Source organism: Photorhabdus machadonis (assembly GCF_052657765.1).
Genome location: NZ_CP199761.1, coordinates 3429453 through 3445282 on the forward strand (window position 1 = coordinate 3429453; position 15830 = coordinate 3445282).

The following is a 15830-nucleotide window of genomic DNA, read 5'->3' on the forward strand; positions in this document are numbered from 1 at the left end:
GTTTTAAGCGCAATGGCTCAACTTATTAGCCACTTTGGACCGAAGCTGGCTTTGTGATTTCCAATTACAGGTAAATCTACCCAAATGTTAGCTGTGAGCTGAATGTCAAATGAAGATGAGTGCTTAATTCGTACCGTATAGTCCGCCCCCAAGTAGTCTTTTCCAACGCGCTCGTAGCGCTCAATTTCTTCGCCAACAAATTTAAGAGTTGATTTCCCAATTTCAAAACCGGGAACGGATGATATTACAGTAGCTATGTAGCCATCCGTAATTTGTTCGACTTTTATTGAAATTTTAAAAATTTTTATATCTACTTCAAAATCTAGTGGAAATCCAGAAGATCGAGGTTGATTTTTGAAGATGATTGGACTGTCAGCAGGAGGGTTGTTACCATAAACAAGCTTAATGAGCTCAAGATATTTTTCCTTGAAATCAAATTCTGAATACCCTGATTTCTCAAATAATTCTTGTACATCTTGGCTTTTAAATTGATCTCTAACAATATTTCTGAGAATGGTTTGTTCGCTCATAATATATTTCCTTTTGTGTTTTTTTGAAATGGTTCAATATTTAATTTAGTTTGGTTTTTTTGATTGTCAAATATTCTTCTTTGTTTTATATTGCCCAGGTTTTTATTGTTTAATTGTTGATTTTTTCTTTTAATATATTTTAAAATTTAATTAATTTTATTTTTAATTGTTTTTTTGTATTTATATGGAATTAAATTAAACACTTTTTTAACTTCTTTTTTAGAAAGAAGGACTTTATTAATTGATTGATTTCGCCCGCGTTCTCGGCGCTAAAGGGAGAATATGAAAATGCATAACAAATCCCGGATTATGGGTGGAGCCCATCAATGGGTTGAAAAATGCCCGACCTTAATTGCTGGACTCGATAATAATTGGCATTGTTTGTTTCGGTAGGTTGATGCTCGCTAAAAAGGAATGATGGCAGATAGTAAGATTGCCGTAAGTGTTTCTTAGGTGTCTTAGCTGAATCCCAAGCCTCGCACTCGCGGGGTTTTTTTCATATATAGGGCTACGCATTGCGTGGCTTTTTTTTGTTGCGGTGTAAGGAATTAGTTTAGCTCTTTTTCTTCTAATTCAGCTTTTTGAAGATTACTAGATGATTCAATCTGCATATTTTGGAAGTCTAGCTCTTTAATATCTAAATCTTCCAATTTTTTATTCAGTAATTTTTTATGTTCCTCTGATGGTGAATTATTAATCATTTTTTTCAAAGCAGTCCTTTGCTTTTTTACTGATATTTTAAACATCATCGCCGGAAGACTTGGCACGTTAATTAAGACCAATAACAGAATTATTACGTGCGCGATACCCACGGATATTCCTGGCAAGAAAGGAAGAAGACTATCTAAAGTGACTAGATATGCTTTAATTAACTTACTAAGTATATGGTTGATTATTGGAATCAACCAAGCTTGCATCAACAGGTACTTAGAACCACCAATCAATTGGAGTGTTCCTTGTTTTGAGTATTTTTCTTTATCTCACTAAGTGTTGCGGCAAGCTGCTCTGCATCCTCTTCTCTGAGAGATATTTTTTTGGAATGTTTAGTTCCATTCCTGTCAGTGTAAATTACATTCACATATTTACTTGGGAAAAAAAATGCCAGCAGGTAATACACCCCAAATCTTGCGAATTGGAATGAGATCACCAGTACTGTTATTAATATCATGATATTCATGAACATGTTGGCATCTTCTTCTCTATGTGATTACACAATTTTTCTGTCGTTTGCGGCTCGATGGCGCATAACCTGTTCAATTGAGTATCTTGGATTACCCACCAGAACACCATCGGTTTTGGTCTGAGTTTTAGTATACTTCACTTGGAATAAATCATCTTTGCTGAACGATGCTTTATTCAGGTTTATCCTTTCAATGAAAGCAGCATCATTCATTGAAATCGAAACCTCTTCCCCATCGTGGAACATCATTTTCCAACCGGTTTTCTTGGTGAAATTAACACTGGTTATGTGGACTTCACTGGTATGAGTTTCTGAGTCTTTCTCAGATTTGATAGGAGAACGGCTAAGTTGAAAAACATTTTTTTCCGTTTTCTCTATAGTCTCAAGTGGCAAGTCGTCCTTTATGAATGTCACGCTGGATATTTCGTCATCAGTCAAAGGAGCGTATACGATATCATTCACTCCTCTCATAACGATGTCTGATGATATGAGTTTTTTAACGGTCTCTGTGCACTCAATCTTTTCGTTATCTTTTGTTATCAAAGAATAAGTATCTGTATCCGCATCATATTCGCTGTCAGCAACTTTACGGCCTTTAAGCCACTTGATTACCCCAAACAAACTACCGATGGTTGCACCTGTGGCGGCTGTTTTTGTCAATCCAATGACATCAAGCACATCAACATTTGACATGTCTTGGGCAATGGAAAGCAGTAATTCAAACGATCCTTCTTTATGTGCTCTGACATCTATGTGAATCTCTGATGATTCGCCATTGATTATTTTGTTGGATTGCTCGATTAAATCGCATAAAGACACCATTGATGTCCCCAGTAATCGAGCGTCAATTTGGTGATTTAATGGGCCATTTTCAGTGTCACCGTCATATTTTATTCCAAAATTTATAACGTTTAATTCTTCCTGCTCCATGACTATGTCTCATAAAAAAAATATTAATAGGCCACTAAAAATATACTATAGATGAATGAATGTCATGTGAATGAATTCGTACTGATATACAAATCACAGTGTACATATCGAGGCTTTTTACTGGCAACAACAAGAGCATTGGAGCGTGACAGACTCGGCCGAACGCATCGCTCACATAGGCAGGACCACAGTTTAAATTCAAAAACCACGTGGGATAACACCCGCTAAACATTACACATTGCGTATCCGCCGTCGCCAGTTCGGGGCGGCATCCTATTAACTCATTCACGGGGCGAACATAGCTCACCCCCACGGACGCCCATTTTATGGGGGTGGAAATGAAACTCATGGACAAGCAGCCTGATATATGGATGCAGCTATGGTTATGGCTGTTATCAGTCAAAGAGCAAGGTTTAGGCGCGGCACTGGCTGCAACAATGGCATATCTCAGAGGCCGATATAACGGCGGTAAATTTTGGAAGACAATGATTGATGCGCTGATGTGTGCACTTATCGCATGGTTCATTCGTGACTTACTCGTCTTCTTAAATCTGAGTACCGACTTAGCATATATCGGCAGCGTCATTATTGGTTATCTGGGCACTGATTTTTTCGGCCAGTTGATGCGTGGGACTTTGAATCGTAAAGCGGGGGTATCAGATGCAAATCAGTGAAAAGGGTTTAAAAGCACTCAAAATCTACGAAGGGTGCAGTCTGATGGCGTATCGCTGTCCCGCGGGTGTCTGGACAATTGGCTATGGTCATACATTGGAAGTAGAGCCAGGTGATGTAATCACAGATGAGCAAGCTACTCAGTTCTTGCTTGATGACTTAGCCCCGGTTTACATCACTTTGGAAAACTCAGCCAAAGTGCCACTGACTCAGGGCCAATTTGATGCTCTGTGTTCATTTATCTTCAACTGTGGTGTCAGTGCTTTCGTTCGTTCTACGTTGCTGAAAAAGCTTAACGCGGGTGACTACAAAGGGGCAGCAAATGAGTTTATGAGATGGAATCAGGCTGGTGGGCACGTCTTACCCGGTCTTGATGCGCGACGGGCATCTGAAAAATTGATGTTTTTATCATGAAATTCAACCAAGTTATAAGGAATTGAGTGATGAGCATTATTCAGATTCTGGTTCCGGTAATTTATTTTGTCGTTGTGATTGCGGCATTGATTATTTTTACATTGATAGAAAAACAATCTAATTACCCGGCGGAATTTGGGTTAATTATGTTTATGTCAATCATATGGCCGCTATGGGTTATTTTGATGCCAATTGTTGTTGGATTCGTTTTTTTTAACGAGAAATACAATCAATTTGTTGGCAGGCGGTCATGAAATTCAACGCTCATTACTACACGATACTCGCATTAATCGTTATCTCTCTGACAGCGTATTACTATCACTCTGAGTTACAGAGAGAGCAACGAATTACAAAGCAGCAGCAATCAGAAATTCAGCAACTCACAGACACTATCAACTATCAGAACTCTCACATCACGATGTTGAACGAGCTTGATGTGAAACATACAAAAGAGCTTGCTCATGCCAAATCTGAAATTGATGCTCTTCGTGATGATGTTGCCGCTGGCCGCCTCCGGTTGCGTATCGCGGCAACCTGTAATCAAAGTGAAACCGGTTCCTCCTCCCGCCTGGGCGATGCAGGAACCCCACGATTTAACCCGGCAGCTGAACAAGATTATTTCGCTCTCCGAAGAATGATTGTTGAGAACGAAAAGCAAACTAAATACTTGCAGGAGTACATCAAAACTCAGTGTCAGTAACAGCCTCGTTTAATTCGGGGCTTTTTATTATCTAGCGCATTCACACGCGCATCTATTTCTAAACGCAGAGCCTTACAGAAAGCGAACCTGAGAAAAACGTTAAATGGTATTTCTGCGGGCGGTATTTCTGTGTGAACAGGTTCGTCTTTCTATAGGGTAATACCATGAGCACATCATTAACTTTCAAAAATCACACTATTGTCCCGTTCGATAATCATGACGGGAAAACCTGGTTCACGAGTAAGCATCTTGCAGAGTTGCTTGAATATAAAAATGAGAAGTCTGTAACTAACCTTTTTAACTCAAATAAAGATGAGTTCACTAGCGATATGACAATGGTCACTGAATCAATGACCATTGGAATAAACAATAGCTTACGTAAGAAGAAGGTCAGAATTTTCTCTATCAGAGGCTCTCATTTACTTGGCATGTTGGCAGATACAGAAGCCGCCAAGCAACTTCGTCGGTGGTTACTTGATTTGGCAGACAAGGAGAGTCAGACAGATCTCTCTTTGATGGACATGGAAAGCTTAAAGTCACTGACACTTAGTGAGATGCAGAATCGAGTAGTTGCCGCTGATAAGTGGTCTTATAGCAACTTTGGTAGACCCGGTAGTGAAATGATGAATCTTCGTAAGCGTCATCTAAAGAAACTACGCAAGGCCAGGCAAACCATTCTGGAATTATCGCAGCTTACGTTGCCCGGCTTTGATGACTTCTCTGGCGGAGAGCCGCAAACATGAATCATGAGCAATTCATAGCGAATAACATACAGGCCGAGTTAGTTAAGCTCGGCTTTTCTTCATCTATTTCAGGAATGGCAAGTGACAAAGCACTCGATCACTATCGAAGAGCTTCATCAGCGAGTCGTAAGGGCAAGATGTACGATGACTGTCTTCATATAGCCAGGGCGTGGGCGAGTAAATACAGTTCAGTCAGGCCATCCCCAAAGTGAGGACCTCGGAGAAATCAATGAGATGTCTATCAGAAACAGGAAAAATCAAATGTTCAGATATAATTTAAAGCAGGCTGTCAAAATCAACATCAGCGGTGAAGTGGGTGAAGTCAAAGGCCGGGCAGAATATATAAATAACCTCAATGACTATTTGATTAGTTATAGGGCTTCAAATGGTTGCGCATCTGAGAAATGGTTCGATGAAAGTGAGATTTCATCAGCAGATGAAGAGTAGTCATTCATTCAGAGCATTCTGCTGACAGAGTGCTCGATAGTAGTGATTCAATCCGAGACGGTATTTAAAATGCCGGGGATTTATCAGACTGAAAAGTAGAAAGTTCTGATTACAACTGTTTCCGGTTTAGCGAGGGTTTAAAATGAAATTTGAAGACTTAACAATCGATTCACAAGTCGCAGCACGTGAAGTATTAGCGGATATGCTGAGAATGAAATATCAACAATTATCTGATTTACCGGATGGTACAGCGAGGTTTTTAGGCCACCGTGTGAGAGATTCATTTGTGGCCTTGGAAAGCGAAGAGCCTCCGGTAGAAAGTGATTCAGACTGCGCAGATGCTGATTAGGTCTTTTTCAGTCCTTCCCATGTTCTACCCTTAGACTCAGTTACCAATACTGATGGATTCTTTTTTATTGATTTAGCCACCCCATACGCTAAATCTAAAACATCACCACGTTTTTTTGTGCTGGAACTGTAATCATACTCAGCATCAGGTAATTTATAAGCAACTCCATTATTAGAGGCGATCGTCTTGCTAAATCCTTTAGCTTCCATCTTTTTATGAAGTAAATCATAGTCATCAGAATCGGCATTATGAAGTTCTATACGGACAGTGAAATCTGCCATTTTGGTTACTCCTCATTTGACTGTGGAATGATCAACATATCAATTTTTCTTGACTGTGGAAAGCGAGAAACCCGCGCCGCCTGAGTGGGTTAACAAAGCAGGCATATAATCAGATAACCGGTCGCCCAGTGCGGCCTTTTTTATTTTGAGGAAATAGCACGATGACAACAGATGAACAAACAATACTGATGTTTCGAGGGTTAATTGCTTCATTGCCAGAGCAGCAACAGGAAAACTGTCGTGCTTGTGAAAAGGTAATGCATAAAATGTTGGCTGATTACCCGGATGGAGAGGCCCTTCTTGCAATTGGGTTGATTGGTGTTGAGTTACAGATATCTTAGAATATTAAGGTTGGTCTGATGGCAGGATTAAAAGAGCTGTCTAATAAACTGACTCAAATAAAGAAGCAAATTCCATTTGCCACAGCGCAAGCATTAACAAAAGTTGCCCGGCAGATTGAACAAGCTGAAAAGAAAGCGATAGAGCGTAAGCTGGATAATCCCACTCCTTTTACTATTAACTCAGTTCGTTCTGTGGGTGCGCGCAAAAACAATCTGAAAGCTAAAGTTTTTGTTATGAAAACCGCCGCTGGTTACTTAGAGCCGTTTGAAGTTGGTGGTGTGCATAAGCTCAACGGCAATGCTCTATTAAACCCAAAGGATATTAAGTTAAATAAATACGGCAATTTACCCCGCAATAAGCTCCAACAGTTAAAGGCCAAGCCCGATGTATTTATCGGTGAAGTAACAACCCGATATGGTAATAACGTTAATGGCGTATGGCAGCGCAAAAAGGCCAAGAAAGTTAAAAAAGGTAAGAAGCGGTTAAAGCGTTCTCCGAACGGTACTCGTCGAGATAGAGCAAAGCAAAGACCGCCGAAGCTATTAATCCGGTTCGGTGATGCATTACCTGTTGCACCTGTCTTGGGTTATCAGGAACGTGCTATGAAAATGGCAGATGCATTAATGCCACAAGCTATGAGCCAGGCTCTAGATGAAGCTATTAAAACAGCTAAGTGAGGTTGTAATGAAGTATGAATTGATTCCAACAGTAACACTACCCACGCAAGAATAAGAGGTGACAAATGATATCAAGAGAACAGTCTGAAAAAGCCATCATCGATGCTTTTAAAGAATTTAAAGATAAGCTGAGAGATAACATAATTGTTAGGGTTTATAAGAAGGATGATCATCTAGTTATCGAATCAAGTCTCTATGTGCCTTGGTGTACTGATGAAAATTATCTAAAGCTGGCTCAACCAATAGATAGAGTCAGTCATTACGACTGCGATATAAGCCCTGCCAAACAGCTTGTTTTAATCTATGAAAATATTACGAATGAGCAAAAGGAAAACCTCTTGTCGAGTGTCGATTATTACCTTAAATCTGGCTGTCACAATCATCAGCTAATGCAATCCATGTTCACTTAAAGAGGGGGAGTGATATGAAAAGTCAAATGCAGCTAGCACAAGAAGCTATCGCTCGTCTGAAATCGATGAGTAAGCAGGAGCTAATATCTGAGCTAGTGGATGCTGGAATTGCCGATAGACACAGCGATATGGTGTCTTCTGTCATCAAAGAGTCATCTAGGTAAGTGATAATAATTCTCATTTTATTTGAATGGGTCCTTCCCAGCGCCTTTATATATCACGGGCATTGCGCGCCCCGATGTTTCACTAGCTATGAGATTTTGAAATTCAGGTAACAGGTAACACCGAGGTAACAGATGAATCAGTCAGAATTTGCCAAATTACACGGCGTCAGCCGCAAGACGGTTACCCAATGGAAAGCCCGTGGCTGGCTGGTTACGGATGGTGACGACATTAATGTTGAGGCATCAAATACCAACATTGCGCGTTACCGGAAAAGTGTTACCCGACCGGAAAAAAAAGCAGCAGGTAACAAACAGGGTAACAAGTCAGGTAACAGATCTCAGGGTAACAAACCTGACAGCGGACGTACTGAGTCGCCGACAAAAATCGTCGAGCGGATGATCGCTGAAAAGGGCGCAACGATGACATTCGATGAGGCCCGGACGTTAAAAGAAAACTTTCTCGCGTTGCTCACTCAATTAGAGTACGAAATTAAATCCGGTCAGGTGCTGCCGTATAAAGACATGATTGAAGCTGTTGGACAAGAGTACTCAAGAATGCGTACTCGCTTAATCGCTATTGCTCCCGAACACGGCCCGCGCTTACGTGTATTGGCCTCTACCACTAATGATACGGAATTTGTACAAGCGTTACAGGAGGTGGTTTACGAGGCGATGGAGGAATTAAGCCTTGATGAGAATAACAACAGAGGAGAAAACTAACGCCTCCGCCTGGCAAAATTTCACACAAGAATTATATGAGCGCCGTTCTGATATCCGGCCTCCCGAACCGCTTTCATTAAGCGCATGGGCGAATAAATACGCTGTACTGTCAAAAGAGAATGCGGCTCAAACGGGCAAATTTCGTTCGTTTAAATATCAGGACGGCATGATGGATGCCATTACCGATCCTCGCGTGACGCAGGTCTCTGTGATGAAATCCGCCCGTGTGGGCTACACTAAGATTCTGGATCACGTTGTGGGCTATTACTTGTCACATGACCCGTCCCCTATTTTGGTGGTGCAGCCCCGCGTGGAAGATGCGGAAGACTACAGTAAGACCGAAATCGCCCCAATGTTACGGGATACCCCGGCATTGAAGGAGATAGCCGGTGAAGCGAAAGCCAAAGATTCTAACCAGACCATCCTGAAAAAAACCTTCTCCAACGGCGCGAACCTGACGCTGGTCGGTGCTAATTCACCGGGTGGCTTTCGGCGCATCACCTGCCGCATCATCCTGTTCGATGAAGTGGACGGCTATCCCTCCGGCGGTGCTGGGGCGGAAGGTGACCAGATAGCACTGGGCATCAAGCGAAGTGAAACTTTCTGGAACCGCAAAATCGTATTGGGTTCAACTCCTACAGTGAAAGGCACAAGCAGGATTGAAAAGTCGTTCGGCGATAGTGACCAGCGTTACTATTACGTTCCTTGCCCACATTGTAATGAATACCAGATATTAGAGTGGGGCGGACCGGATACACCCTACGGGATCAAATGGGACAAAGACGAAAACGGAAATGGCTTGCCTGATACTGCATATTACGTTTGTCGTCACAATGGTTGCGTGATCCATCACAACGAAAAAGGCGGCATTGTGAAGCGCGGAGAGTGGCGGGCAACGAAGCCGTTTAAAGGTCATGCCGGATTTCATATCTGGGCGGGATACAGTTTGTTTCAGAACGCCGCGTGGAAATACTTAGTTGCAGAATGGTTACGGGTAAAAAATGACCCTCTTATGCGTCAGACATTTATTAACTTAGTGCTGGGTGAGCCGTATGAAGATCGGGGAGAAAAGGCATTGAGTGAAAGAAAACTGCTCGAACGCTGTGAAGTCTTTGCCGCCGAAGTGCCTGACGGCGTAGCTGTTTTGACGGCGGGTATCGATACGCAAGATGATCGCTTTGAGATTGAAGTTGTTGGCTGGGGCCGCAATGAAGAAAGCTGGTCTATTGCTTATGATGTAATTGAAGGCGATTTGGAAACTGATGAGCCGTGGAAACGTTTAGATGCTTACCTGAAACAGATATGGCGGCGGGCGGATGGGCGTGGCTTTACGATTATGGCCGCATGTATGGACTCTGGCGGACACCATACTCAGAAAGTTTACGAGTTCTCTAAGGCCAGAATAGGTCGCCGGGTATGGGCGATAAAAGGAGAATCGGCACGCGGCGGTAAACGCTCCCCAGTGTGGCCGACTAAAAAACCGACGTCGCGCACTAAGTCGAGTTTCAAGCCGATAATCATTGGCGTTAATGCTGCTAAAGATACAGTTCGCGGGCGTTTGCATCTTGATCCCCCGGCAGTGGGTGAGCCTTCTGCAAGTTATATGCACTTTCCGGCAGACAGAGACTTGAATTATTTCAGTCAACTTTTAGCCGAGCGCTCTGTATTAAAAGAATCTGGCGGGCAAAGGTTCCGAGTGTGGGAGCAGTTGCCGGGCAGGGCTAACGAGGCGCTTGACTGCCGTGTCTATGCGTATGCCGCGTTGTGTGGATTGCTGCATATGGGGTTGAAACTGAATGCACTAGTGACAAGCATCACAGAAAATCCGGGCCGATTGTTACCCCCTACGGTTGAGCCAGAGGAAAAAATCAGCTTGCAATATCCCGGCGTTATTATTCAAGAACCTGAAAAGCCGAAACGAAAAAGTTTGTCTCAGCTTTTGCCGTCCTAAAATTTCCAAAGGATCACTATGTTTAACTCCAAAACCAGCTTGCTGGCTGGCGCAATGACGCGCGAGCAACTTCAAGCTGCATTGATGAAAGCGCAGCAGGCTTATATTGAACTAGCTGCGGGCAGCCGTGGAGTGTCGTTTTCATACACACAGGGAGATGGGACCCGCTCAGTGTCATATCAGCAATCAGGCATAGCTGATCTGATGGCGCTGATTCAATTATTGCAAGCCCAACTTGGCATTGTACCGCGTCCGCGTCGCTCGGTGAGGTTTAGGTTCTGATGAATACAGTAAGAATTTTAGGCCCGGACGGGCAACCACTGCCGCCTTCCCGACCGAAGCTATCTATGTTGGTCGGCGGTAGTCGTGTACCGTATGACGCCGCTGATTCATCTAGTGATCAGCTTGCAAATTGGCAACCCGCTCTATGGTCACCAGACAATGAAATTAATATTTATCGTGATCGGATTGTTTCGCGTGTACGTGATTTAGCGCGTAATGATGGTTGGGCTAGTGGTGCGATAACCCGGGTTCTTGATAATGCTATCGGTGCCAATTTCCGGCCCATTATTAAGCCTGATTACAGAATGTTGGCGCTAGTGACTGGTAATAAGGCTTTTGATGCAACTTGGGCTGACGAGTACGGAAAGGTTGTTGAGGCGCACTGGCGTTCTTGGGCCAATGATCCGGGCCGTTACTGTGATGTTGAGCGTAAGCAAACTGTTTCCCAAATGCTGCGTTTGGGGTTCAGGCATAAACTGTTGGATGGTGATGCACTGGCAGTGCTGCAATACAGGTTGGATAGACTTGGGTTGGGCAAAGGGCGTTATGCAACGACCATTCAGATTGTAGACCCTGACCGGCTCAGTAACCCGCAACAAAATTTTGATATGCCGCATATTCGCGGTGGCGTAGAGATAGACGATGACGGCGCACCTGTGTTCTATCACATCAGGGAAGCCCATGTCGGCGACTGGTGGAGCGGTGCAAAAACGATGACGTGGGAGCGTGTACCGCGTGAAACGCAGTGGGGGCGTCCGCATGTGGTTCACGACTTTGATCATGAACGCGGCGCACAGCACCGGGGCAATGGCATTCTAACCCCGGTTGTTCAGCGTCTGAAAATGCTCATTAAATATGATCAGTCAGAGCTTGAGGCCGCAATACTCAATGCGATATTCGGCGCTTATATCGAATCCCCGTATGACCCTGCGTTAGTTGAAGCCGCGTTGGGTGAAAGTGAAGATGAAAATTTAGGCGCGTATCAACAGGGGCGTGTTGAGTTTCACAATGATCGCCGTTTGTCATTACAAAACGGGGCACGCATCCCGATTATGTACCCCGGCGAGAAAATTACGACTGTTAATGCAGCACGGCCCCATAGCAATTTTGAAGGTTTTGAAAGTGCGGCGCTGCGCAATATCGCAGCAGCAACAGGACTTTCTACTCAGCAAGTGACGCAAGATTGGTCGGATGTGAACTACAGTTCTGCGCGTTCAGCCATGTTAGAAGCGTGGAAAACGTTAACCCGGCGTCGCGCTGATTTCTCAATCGGCTTTGCTCAACCCATTCTGACCGCCTTTATCGAAGAAATTCACGACATAGAAGATTTACCGCTACCAGCTGACGCACCTGATTTTTTAGAAGCGCGTGCCGCCTATTGTCGTGCGCAATGGATGGGGCCGGGGCGGGGATGGGTTGATCCGGTTGCGGAGAAGAAAGGGGCAATTCTTGGGATGGATGCCGGTTTATCTACGTTAGAAATGGAAGCCGCAGAAAACGCCGGGGAGGACTGGGAGGAGATGCTCGATCAGCGTAAGCGTGAACTCGATGCATTCAAAGAGCGCGGACTAACACCGCCGTCATGGGCGCAACTGGATGTTCCCGCTGATAAAACTATTCAAGATCCCAAGGTAGAGTAATGATTAATTTACCCCATTTAGCACAACGGCTATTTAACACTCCGCTGGCGCTGCATCCGCGCAAGGCCGAAATTGTAATGGCCGCACTAACTGATCGGTTCGGTATGACACGGATTAACGCCATGTCGGATTGGGACGATGACGGTAGTTTTTCACGCCCTAAAAACGATGCCGGTTATGACGTTGTGGAAGGGATTGCGGTAATACCAATACAGGGAACATTAGTCCAAAAACTGGGTTCTTTACGTCCTTATAGCGGCATGACCGGGTATGACGGTATCAGGCAATCCTTTTTGACCGCACTGTATGATCCCGAAGTAACTGGTATCTGTTTAGATATCGATTCGCCGGGTGGCGAAGTCGCAGGATGTTTTGACTTAGTGGACGAGATTTATGCCGCTCGTGGAACAAAGCCCATTCATGCCATTTTGACAGAAAGTGCTTACTCCGCTGCTTATGCGTTAGCCAGTGCCGCCGATAAAATCTGTGTTCCCCGGACTGGAGGAGTCGGTTCAGTCGGCGTAATCGTTATTCACTGTGACTGGTCACAGCGTATTAAAGAGGATGGTCTGCAAGTGACAATCATCACTTACGGGGACCGTAAAGCTGAAAGCAATCCGTATGTGCCGTTAACCGATGAGGCCCGCACCGCGATTCAAGATGATGTAGACGCGATGGGAAAACTGTTTGTGAGTACTGTTGCCCGCAACCGTGGCATTTCTGAAAAAACTATTCGCGATACTCAGGCAGCCTGTTTTTTAGCCGCCGAGGGTGTCAAGTTAGGTCTTGCAGACGAGGTTATCACTCCCGATGCTGCATTCCGAAAATTACTTAGAGAATCAGGAGTTTAACACATGTCTAAGTTGAGTTTCGCCCATTTGCTGGGCATTAAAAAATCAGCGTCAGAAGATGATGATGACAAAGAAAAAAGTAAAAAAGCGAAATCCCGCCGTGCCGAAGAAGAGGACCGCGACGAAGAAGACGCCGAAGATGATGAGGACGATACCAGCGCCGATGAGGATGATAAAGACGATCCTGACGCTGATGATGACCAAGATGATAAGGATAAATCGTCTAAAAAAGGGAAAAAGGCCAAGTCTCGCCGTGCTGATGATGACGATGATGATGCGGACGCCGAAGAGAATGACGATAAAGAAGAAGGTCGCAGAGCCGAACGTAAGCGTTGTGCTGCAATCTTTGGCAGTAAACACGCTGCGGGCAGACCGGACATGGCCGCGCATTTAGCGTTCAATACTAACATGTCAGCACGTGAAGCTATCAGCACCTTAGCATTAACGGGATCAGCACCTGTTTCACGCCGAAACTCGTTGGATGAGCGCATGCAACAGGCGCAACAAGTCAGGTTAGGGCCTGATGCCCGACAGCCCGCTAGCGGCTCTGTTGAAGCACTGGTTGCTAATGCGACTCGTCTCTACAACTCAGCAAAAGGTAAAAAATAATGGAACAAATCGGACAAAACCCATTCGCACCGGGAATGACATCAACAATGTTTGTTCCCGATCAGCTAGTCTCCGGCCCTTTGCAGCTAGTGACTGACACAGTAACTATTGCAAAAGTAGGGTTGTTGAAGCGTGGAACAGTTTTAGGGCTTATCACTGAATTAAAAGAGTATGCTTTAAGCGTTAAAACATCGACAGACGGCAGAGAGAAACCCATTGCCATTCTCGCTGATGATGTTGATACAACAACAGAATCAAAGACTTGTGGTGTTTATCTGCTTGGTGAATTCAACCAACACAGACTCATTTTTGATGCAAGCTGGACACTTGAAGATCTGAAAACTGCATTACGCCCCTCAGCGATTTTCATACGCGATAGTATTCAGGCTCCGATAGCCTAATCTCTTACCCCATTATTGCATTCGATGCCATCACTTGGCAGGGATGCGTGCGTTTTAAATTCAGTCTGGTGGCCCCGGCTGCCAGCTATTGCATATAGAGAAATTGCATGAGTAATAATATTAGCATTTACGATACCAACGTATTAGTGCAAGTCGTCCCGAATCTAATGACCAGTCAAAATTTTCTATTAGATCGATTTTTCCCCAATGTAATAACAGAGGATACAGAGAAGGTATCAATTGATGTAGATGTGGGTAAACGCCGGATGGCACCGTTTGTTTCTCCGCTCGTGGAAGGAAAAGTAGTAGAAAGCCGTCAATACCAGACCAACACTTTTAAACCCGCATATATAAAAGATAAGAGGGCACCTGATTTTCGTAAGCCTATTCGTCGTCAAATTGGGGAACGTATTGGGGGCGAGTACACCGCTGCTGAACGTGAAATGCTGAATCTGCAATTCGAGATGTCCGATCAAATCGACATCTTGAACCGTCGCCTGGAGTGGATGGCTGCTAACGCTTTGGTTAAATCACAAATCACGGTTGTCGGTGAAGGTTTCCCGGCAACAGTGATCGATTTTGGACGTTCATCTAACCTGACGATTACCTTAAGCGGTTCGGATAAGTGGCCGTTGAAGGTTGCAGCAGGAGCAACAAACACGCAGCCGTCTGATGATATTGAATCATGGCAGACATTAATTCTGAAAGAATCGGGTTCGGTACCAACGGATTTAGTCTTTACACCTTCTTCATGGAAAGCATTCCGTCTGGATACGTCTATCAAGGATACCGCGATAACTTTCCCATCGTTGAACCCATTCGGCAACCAAGTGAATATCGGTCCAACAGTTCAAAAAGGCGGGGTATTTAAAGGAATTTGGGGCAACTTCAATCTCTGGTTGTATAACGACTGGTTTATTGATCCTGTTGATAACATCGAAAAACCGATGTTGCCAGATGGTGCGGTTATTATGAGCGGGCCCGATTTGATGGGAACACGTGCGTTTGGTGCGATTCTTGACCCCACTTTCAACTACGGACCTTTGGCTTATGCGCCAAAAAGCTGGTTAAACCCCGATCCGGCACAACGTTATCTCTTGATGCAATCCGCGCCGTTGGTCATTCCAAGCCGGGTTAATGCTGCTTTGTGTGCGACGGTGGTGTGATATGGCAAAAAATAAACAACAAGAAACCGAATTGGGCGGCTTGCCGCCTGAATTAATGGTTGACGGCCAAGAGCTGCCGGTTTCTCAGATTGAAGCGGTGAAAGAAGATCCCACCGTTCCCAACACCGACGAGCACGAAAACCTTATCGATGATCAGGCAATTGTTGTTGTGCTGAAAGGTCAGACAGTTAAACACAATGGCAAAGAATACAAAGAGTTCGTGCAACTCACTCTAAGCCCGGAAGATGCCGTTCGCTTGATTGAACTGGAGGTTGTTGCTGACGTTAACAAGCTGCGACAACAGGCCCTTATTCAAAATGGCCCGACTGTTACGGTCAATGACGGCGTTAAAATCAGTCATGAGGCTTGAT

General features: G+C 44.4%; 25 protein-coding genes. 20 read left to right on the forward strand and 5 right to left on the reverse strand.

Annotated elements, in window-relative coordinates; genetic code table 11:
- Positions 1-17 precede the first annotated feature (17 nt).
- From ACUN2T_RS16185 to ACUN2T_RS16200, 4 genes are all read right to left on the reverse strand, one after another.
- Entirely contained in the window at positions 18-530 is a 513-nt protein-coding gene (locus ACUN2T_RS16185; RefSeq protein WP_445494023.1) for a hypothetical protein, read from the reverse strand.
- A gap of 548 nt (positions 531-1078) precedes the next feature.
- Positions 1079-1474, reverse strand: a complete 396-nt coding sequence (locus tag ACUN2T_RS16190; protein WP_445494024.1) for a hypothetical protein — start codon at positions 1472-1474, stop codon at positions 1079-1081.
- Positions 1471-1713, reverse strand: coding sequence for a hypothetical protein (locus ACUN2T_RS16195; protein ID WP_445494025.1), 243 nt, complete (start codon positions 1711-1713; stop codon positions 1471-1473). The genes ACUN2T_RS16190 and ACUN2T_RS16195 overlap by 4 nt, the downstream gene beginning before the upstream one ends.
- Positions 1714-1737: 24 nt before the next feature.
- The gene (locus tag ACUN2T_RS16200) at positions 1738-2640 is read right to left on the reverse strand and encodes a hypothetical protein (protein WP_445494026.1); all 903 of its coding nucleotides are present in this window, start codon (positions 2638-2640) and stop codon (positions 1738-1740) included.
- Between the two features lie 338 nt (positions 2641-2978).
- On the opposite strand from ACUN2T_RS16200, the gene ACUN2T_RS16205 reads away from it, so the two are divergent.
- The 7 genes from ACUN2T_RS16205 to ACUN2T_RS16235 all read left to right on the forward strand — a co-directional run bounded on the left by ACUN2T_RS16205 (position 2979) and on the right by ACUN2T_RS16235 (position 5965).
- Positions 2979-3314 carry a phage holin, lambda family gene (locus ACUN2T_RS16205; RefSeq protein ID WP_445494027.1) on the forward strand — a complete coding sequence of 112 codons (336 nt, stop codon included), beginning with the start codon at positions 2979-2981 and terminating at the stop codon, positions 3312-3314.
- Complete coding sequence (locus tag ACUN2T_RS16210) at positions 3301-3726, forward strand: lysozyme (protein ID WP_445494028.1); 426 nt, start codon at positions 3301-3303, stop codon at positions 3724-3726. Before ACUN2T_RS16205 ends, ACUN2T_RS16210 begins: the two co-directional genes overlap by 14 nt.
- Before the next feature lie 29 nt (positions 3727-3755).
- Positions 3756-3980 (forward strand): hypothetical protein, encoded by a 225-nt coding sequence (locus ACUN2T_RS16215; RefSeq protein WP_445494029.1) that lies wholly within the window; start codon positions 3756-3758, stop codon positions 3978-3980.
- Positions 3977-4426, forward strand: a complete 450-nt coding sequence (locus tag ACUN2T_RS16220) for a lysis protein (protein ID WP_445494030.1) — start codon at positions 3977-3979, stop codon at positions 4424-4426. The genes ACUN2T_RS16215 and ACUN2T_RS16220 overlap by 4 nt, the downstream gene beginning before the upstream one ends.
- Before the next feature lie 164 nt (positions 4427-4590).
- Positions 4591-5169 carry a BRO-N domain-containing protein gene (locus ACUN2T_RS16225; protein WP_445494031.1) on the forward strand — a complete coding sequence of 193 codons (579 nt, stop codon included), beginning with the start codon at positions 4591-4593 and terminating at the stop codon, positions 5167-5169.
- A 261-nt stretch (positions 5170-5430) separates the two neighbouring features.
- Positions 5431-5616 (forward strand): hypothetical protein, encoded by a 186-nt coding sequence (locus tag ACUN2T_RS16230; RefSeq protein WP_445494032.1) that lies wholly within the window; start codon positions 5431-5433, stop codon positions 5614-5616.
- 142 nt (positions 5617-5758) lie between these two features.
- The gene (locus tag ACUN2T_RS16235) at positions 5759-5965 is read left to right on the forward strand and encodes a hypothetical protein (RefSeq protein WP_445494033.1); all 207 of its coding nucleotides are present in this window, start codon (positions 5759-5761) and stop codon (positions 5963-5965) included.
- Here ACUN2T_RS16235 and ACUN2T_RS16240 read toward each other — a convergent pair.
- Positions 5962-6246, reverse strand: coding sequence for a type V toxin-antitoxin system endoribonuclease antitoxin GhoS (locus ACUN2T_RS16240; protein ID WP_445494034.1), 285 nt, complete (start codon positions 6244-6246; stop codon positions 5962-5964). The two genes, ACUN2T_RS16235 and ACUN2T_RS16240, sit on opposite strands and share 4 nt — an antisense overlap.
- Before the next feature lie 161 nt (positions 6247-6407).
- Between ACUN2T_RS16240 and ACUN2T_RS16245 the strand changes: the two genes are divergently transcribed.
- The 13 genes from ACUN2T_RS16245 (at position 6408) to ACUN2T_RS16305 (ending at position 15829) form a co-directional block, all read left to right on the forward strand.
- On the forward strand, positions 6408-6587 hold the full coding sequence (locus tag ACUN2T_RS16245; RefSeq protein WP_445494035.1) for a hypothetical protein: 180 nt from the start codon (positions 6408-6410) through the stop codon (positions 6585-6587).
- A gap of 18 nt (positions 6588-6605) precedes the next feature.
- On the forward strand, positions 6606-7265 hold the full coding sequence (locus ACUN2T_RS16250) for a hypothetical protein (protein WP_445494036.1): 660 nt from the start codon (positions 6606-6608) through the stop codon (positions 7263-7265).
- Between the two features lie 65 nt (positions 7266-7330).
- On the forward strand, positions 7331-7675 hold the full coding sequence (locus tag ACUN2T_RS16255; RefSeq protein ID WP_445494037.1) for a hypothetical protein: 345 nt from the start codon (positions 7331-7333) through the stop codon (positions 7673-7675).
- Between the two features lie 26 nt (positions 7676-7701).
- The gene (locus tag ACUN2T_RS16260) at positions 7702-7839 is read left to right on the forward strand and encodes a hypothetical protein (protein ID WP_445494038.1); all 138 of its coding nucleotides are present in this window, start codon (positions 7702-7704) and stop codon (positions 7837-7839) included.
- Between the two features lie 132 nt (positions 7840-7971).
- Positions 7972-8559 carry an RNA polymerase subunit sigma-70 gene (locus ACUN2T_RS16265; protein WP_445494039.1) on the forward strand — a complete coding sequence of 196 codons (588 nt, stop codon included), beginning with the start codon at positions 7972-7974 and terminating at the stop codon, positions 8557-8559.
- On the forward strand, positions 8531-10510 hold the full coding sequence (locus tag ACUN2T_RS16270) for a phage terminase large subunit family protein (protein WP_445494040.1): 1980 nt from the start codon (positions 8531-8533) through the stop codon (positions 10508-10510). The genes ACUN2T_RS16265 and ACUN2T_RS16270 overlap by 29 nt, the downstream gene beginning before the upstream one ends.
- A gap of 18 nt (positions 10511-10528) precedes the next feature.
- Positions 10529-10792: a gpW family head-tail joining protein gene (gpW, locus tag ACUN2T_RS16275; RefSeq protein WP_445494041.1), complete on the forward strand. Its 264-nt coding sequence runs from the start codon at positions 10529-10531 to the stop codon at positions 10790-10792.
- Positions 10792-12432, forward strand: a complete 1641-nt coding sequence (locus tag ACUN2T_RS16280) for a phage portal protein (protein WP_445494042.1) — start codon at positions 10792-10794, stop codon at positions 12430-12432. The genes gpW and ACUN2T_RS16280 overlap by 1 nt, the downstream gene beginning before the upstream one ends.
- A gap of 2 nt (positions 12433-12434) precedes the next feature.
- On the forward strand, positions 12435-13283 hold the full coding sequence (locus ACUN2T_RS16285) for a S49 family peptidase (protein WP_445497897.1): 849 nt from the start codon (positions 12435-12437) through the stop codon (positions 13281-13283).
- Positions 13284-13286: 3 nt separating this feature from the next.
- On the forward strand, positions 13287-13892 hold the full coding sequence (locus ACUN2T_RS16290; RefSeq protein ID WP_445494043.1) for a hypothetical protein: 606 nt from the start codon (positions 13287-13289) through the stop codon (positions 13890-13892).
- Positions 13892-14293: a head decoration protein gene (locus ACUN2T_RS16295; RefSeq protein ID WP_445494044.1), complete on the forward strand. Its 402-nt coding sequence runs from the start codon at positions 13892-13894 to the stop codon at positions 14291-14293. The genes ACUN2T_RS16290 and ACUN2T_RS16295 overlap by 1 nt, the downstream gene beginning before the upstream one ends.
- 107 nt (positions 14294-14400) lie before the next feature.
- Positions 14401-15459 (forward strand): major capsid protein, encoded by a 1059-nt coding sequence (locus ACUN2T_RS16300; RefSeq protein ID WP_445494045.1) that lies wholly within the window; start codon positions 14401-14403, stop codon positions 15457-15459.
- Between the two features lies 1 nt (position 15460).
- Positions 15461-15829 carry a hypothetical protein gene (locus ACUN2T_RS16305; RefSeq protein ID WP_445494046.1) on the forward strand — a complete coding sequence of 123 codons (369 nt, stop codon included), beginning with the start codon at positions 15461-15463 and terminating at the stop codon, positions 15827-15829.
- Position 15830 lies beyond the last annotated feature (1 nt).

What these genes read in the sequence shown, in the direction of transcription:
- ACUN2T_RS16185 (WP_445494023.1), bottom strand. Translation starts at nt 530, where the DNA reads ATGAGCGAACAAACCATTCTCAGAAATATTGTTAGAGATCAATTTAAA.
- ACUN2T_RS16195 (WP_445494025.1), bottom strand. Translation starts at nt 1,713, where the DNA reads ATGTTCATGAATATCATGATATTAATAACAGTACTGGTGATCTCATTC.
- ACUN2T_RS16200 (WP_445494026.1), bottom strand. Translation starts at nt 2,640, where the DNA reads ATGGAGCAGGAAGAATTAAACGTTATAAATTTTGGAATAAAATATGAC.
- ACUN2T_RS16205 (WP_445494027.1), top strand. Translation starts at nt 2,979, where the DNA reads ATGAAACTCATGGACAAGCAGCCTGATATATGGATGCAGCTATGGTTA.
- ACUN2T_RS16210 (WP_445494028.1), top strand. Translation starts at nt 3,301, where the DNA reads ATGCAAATCAGTGAAAAGGGTTTAAAAGCACTCAAAATCTACGAAGGG.
- ACUN2T_RS16215 (WP_445494029.1), top strand. Translation starts at nt 3,756, where the DNA reads ATGAGCATTATTCAGATTCTGGTTCCGGTAATTTATTTTGTCGTTGTG.
- ACUN2T_RS16220 (WP_445494030.1), top strand. Translation starts at nt 3,977, where the DNA reads ATGAAATTCAACGCTCATTACTACACGATACTCGCATTAATCGTTATC.
- ACUN2T_RS16225 (WP_445494031.1), top strand. Translation starts at nt 4,591, where the DNA reads ATGAGCACATCATTAACTTTCAAAAATCACACTATTGTCCCGTTCGAT.
- ACUN2T_RS16230 (WP_445494032.1), top strand. Translation starts at nt 5,431, where the DNA reads ATGTTCAGATATAATTTAAAGCAGGCTGTCAAAATCAACATCAGCGGT.
- ACUN2T_RS16235 (WP_445494033.1), top strand. Translation starts at nt 5,759, where the DNA reads ATGAAATTTGAAGACTTAACAATCGATTCACAAGTCGCAGCACGTGAA.
- ACUN2T_RS16240 (WP_445494034.1), bottom strand. Translation starts at nt 6,246, where the DNA reads ATGGCAGATTTCACTGTCCGTATAGAACTTCATAATGCCGATTCTGAT.
- ACUN2T_RS16245 (WP_445494035.1), top strand. Translation starts at nt 6,408, where the DNA reads ATGACAACAGATGAACAAACAATACTGATGTTTCGAGGGTTAATTGCT.
- ACUN2T_RS16250 (WP_445494036.1), top strand. Translation starts at nt 6,606, where the DNA reads ATGGCAGGATTAAAAGAGCTGTCTAATAAACTGACTCAAATAAAGAAG.
- ACUN2T_RS16255 (WP_445494037.1), top strand. Translation starts at nt 7,331, where the DNA reads ATGATATCAAGAGAACAGTCTGAAAAAGCCATCATCGATGCTTTTAAA.
- ACUN2T_RS16260 (WP_445494038.1), top strand. Translation starts at nt 7,702, where the DNA reads ATGCAGCTAGCACAAGAAGCTATCGCTCGTCTGAAATCGATGAGTAAG.
- ACUN2T_RS16265 (WP_445494039.1), top strand. Translation starts at nt 7,972, where the DNA reads ATGAATCAGTCAGAATTTGCCAAATTACACGGCGTCAGCCGCAAGACG.
- ACUN2T_RS16270 (WP_445494040.1), top strand. Translation starts at nt 8,531, where the DNA reads ATGAGAATAACAACAGAGGAGAAAACTAACGCCTCCGCCTGGCAAAAT.
- gpW (WP_445494041.1), top strand. Translation starts at nt 10,529, where the DNA reads ATGTTTAACTCCAAAACCAGCTTGCTGGCTGGCGCAATGACGCGCGAG.
- ACUN2T_RS16280 (WP_445494042.1), top strand. Translation starts at nt 10,792, where the DNA reads ATGAATACAGTAAGAATTTTAGGCCCGGACGGGCAACCACTGCCGCCT.
- ACUN2T_RS16290 (WP_445494043.1), top strand. Translation starts at nt 13,287, where the DNA reads ATGTCTAAGTTGAGTTTCGCCCATTTGCTGGGCATTAAAAAATCAGCG.
- ACUN2T_RS16295 (WP_445494044.1), top strand. Translation starts at nt 13,892, where the DNA reads ATGGAACAAATCGGACAAAACCCATTCGCACCGGGAATGACATCAACA.
- ACUN2T_RS16300 (WP_445494045.1), top strand. Translation starts at nt 14,401, where the DNA reads ATGAGTAATAATATTAGCATTTACGATACCAACGTATTAGTGCAAGTC.
- ACUN2T_RS16305 (WP_445494046.1), top strand. Translation starts at nt 15,461, where the DNA reads ATGGCAAAAAATAAACAACAAGAAACCGAATTGGGCGGCTTGCCGCCT.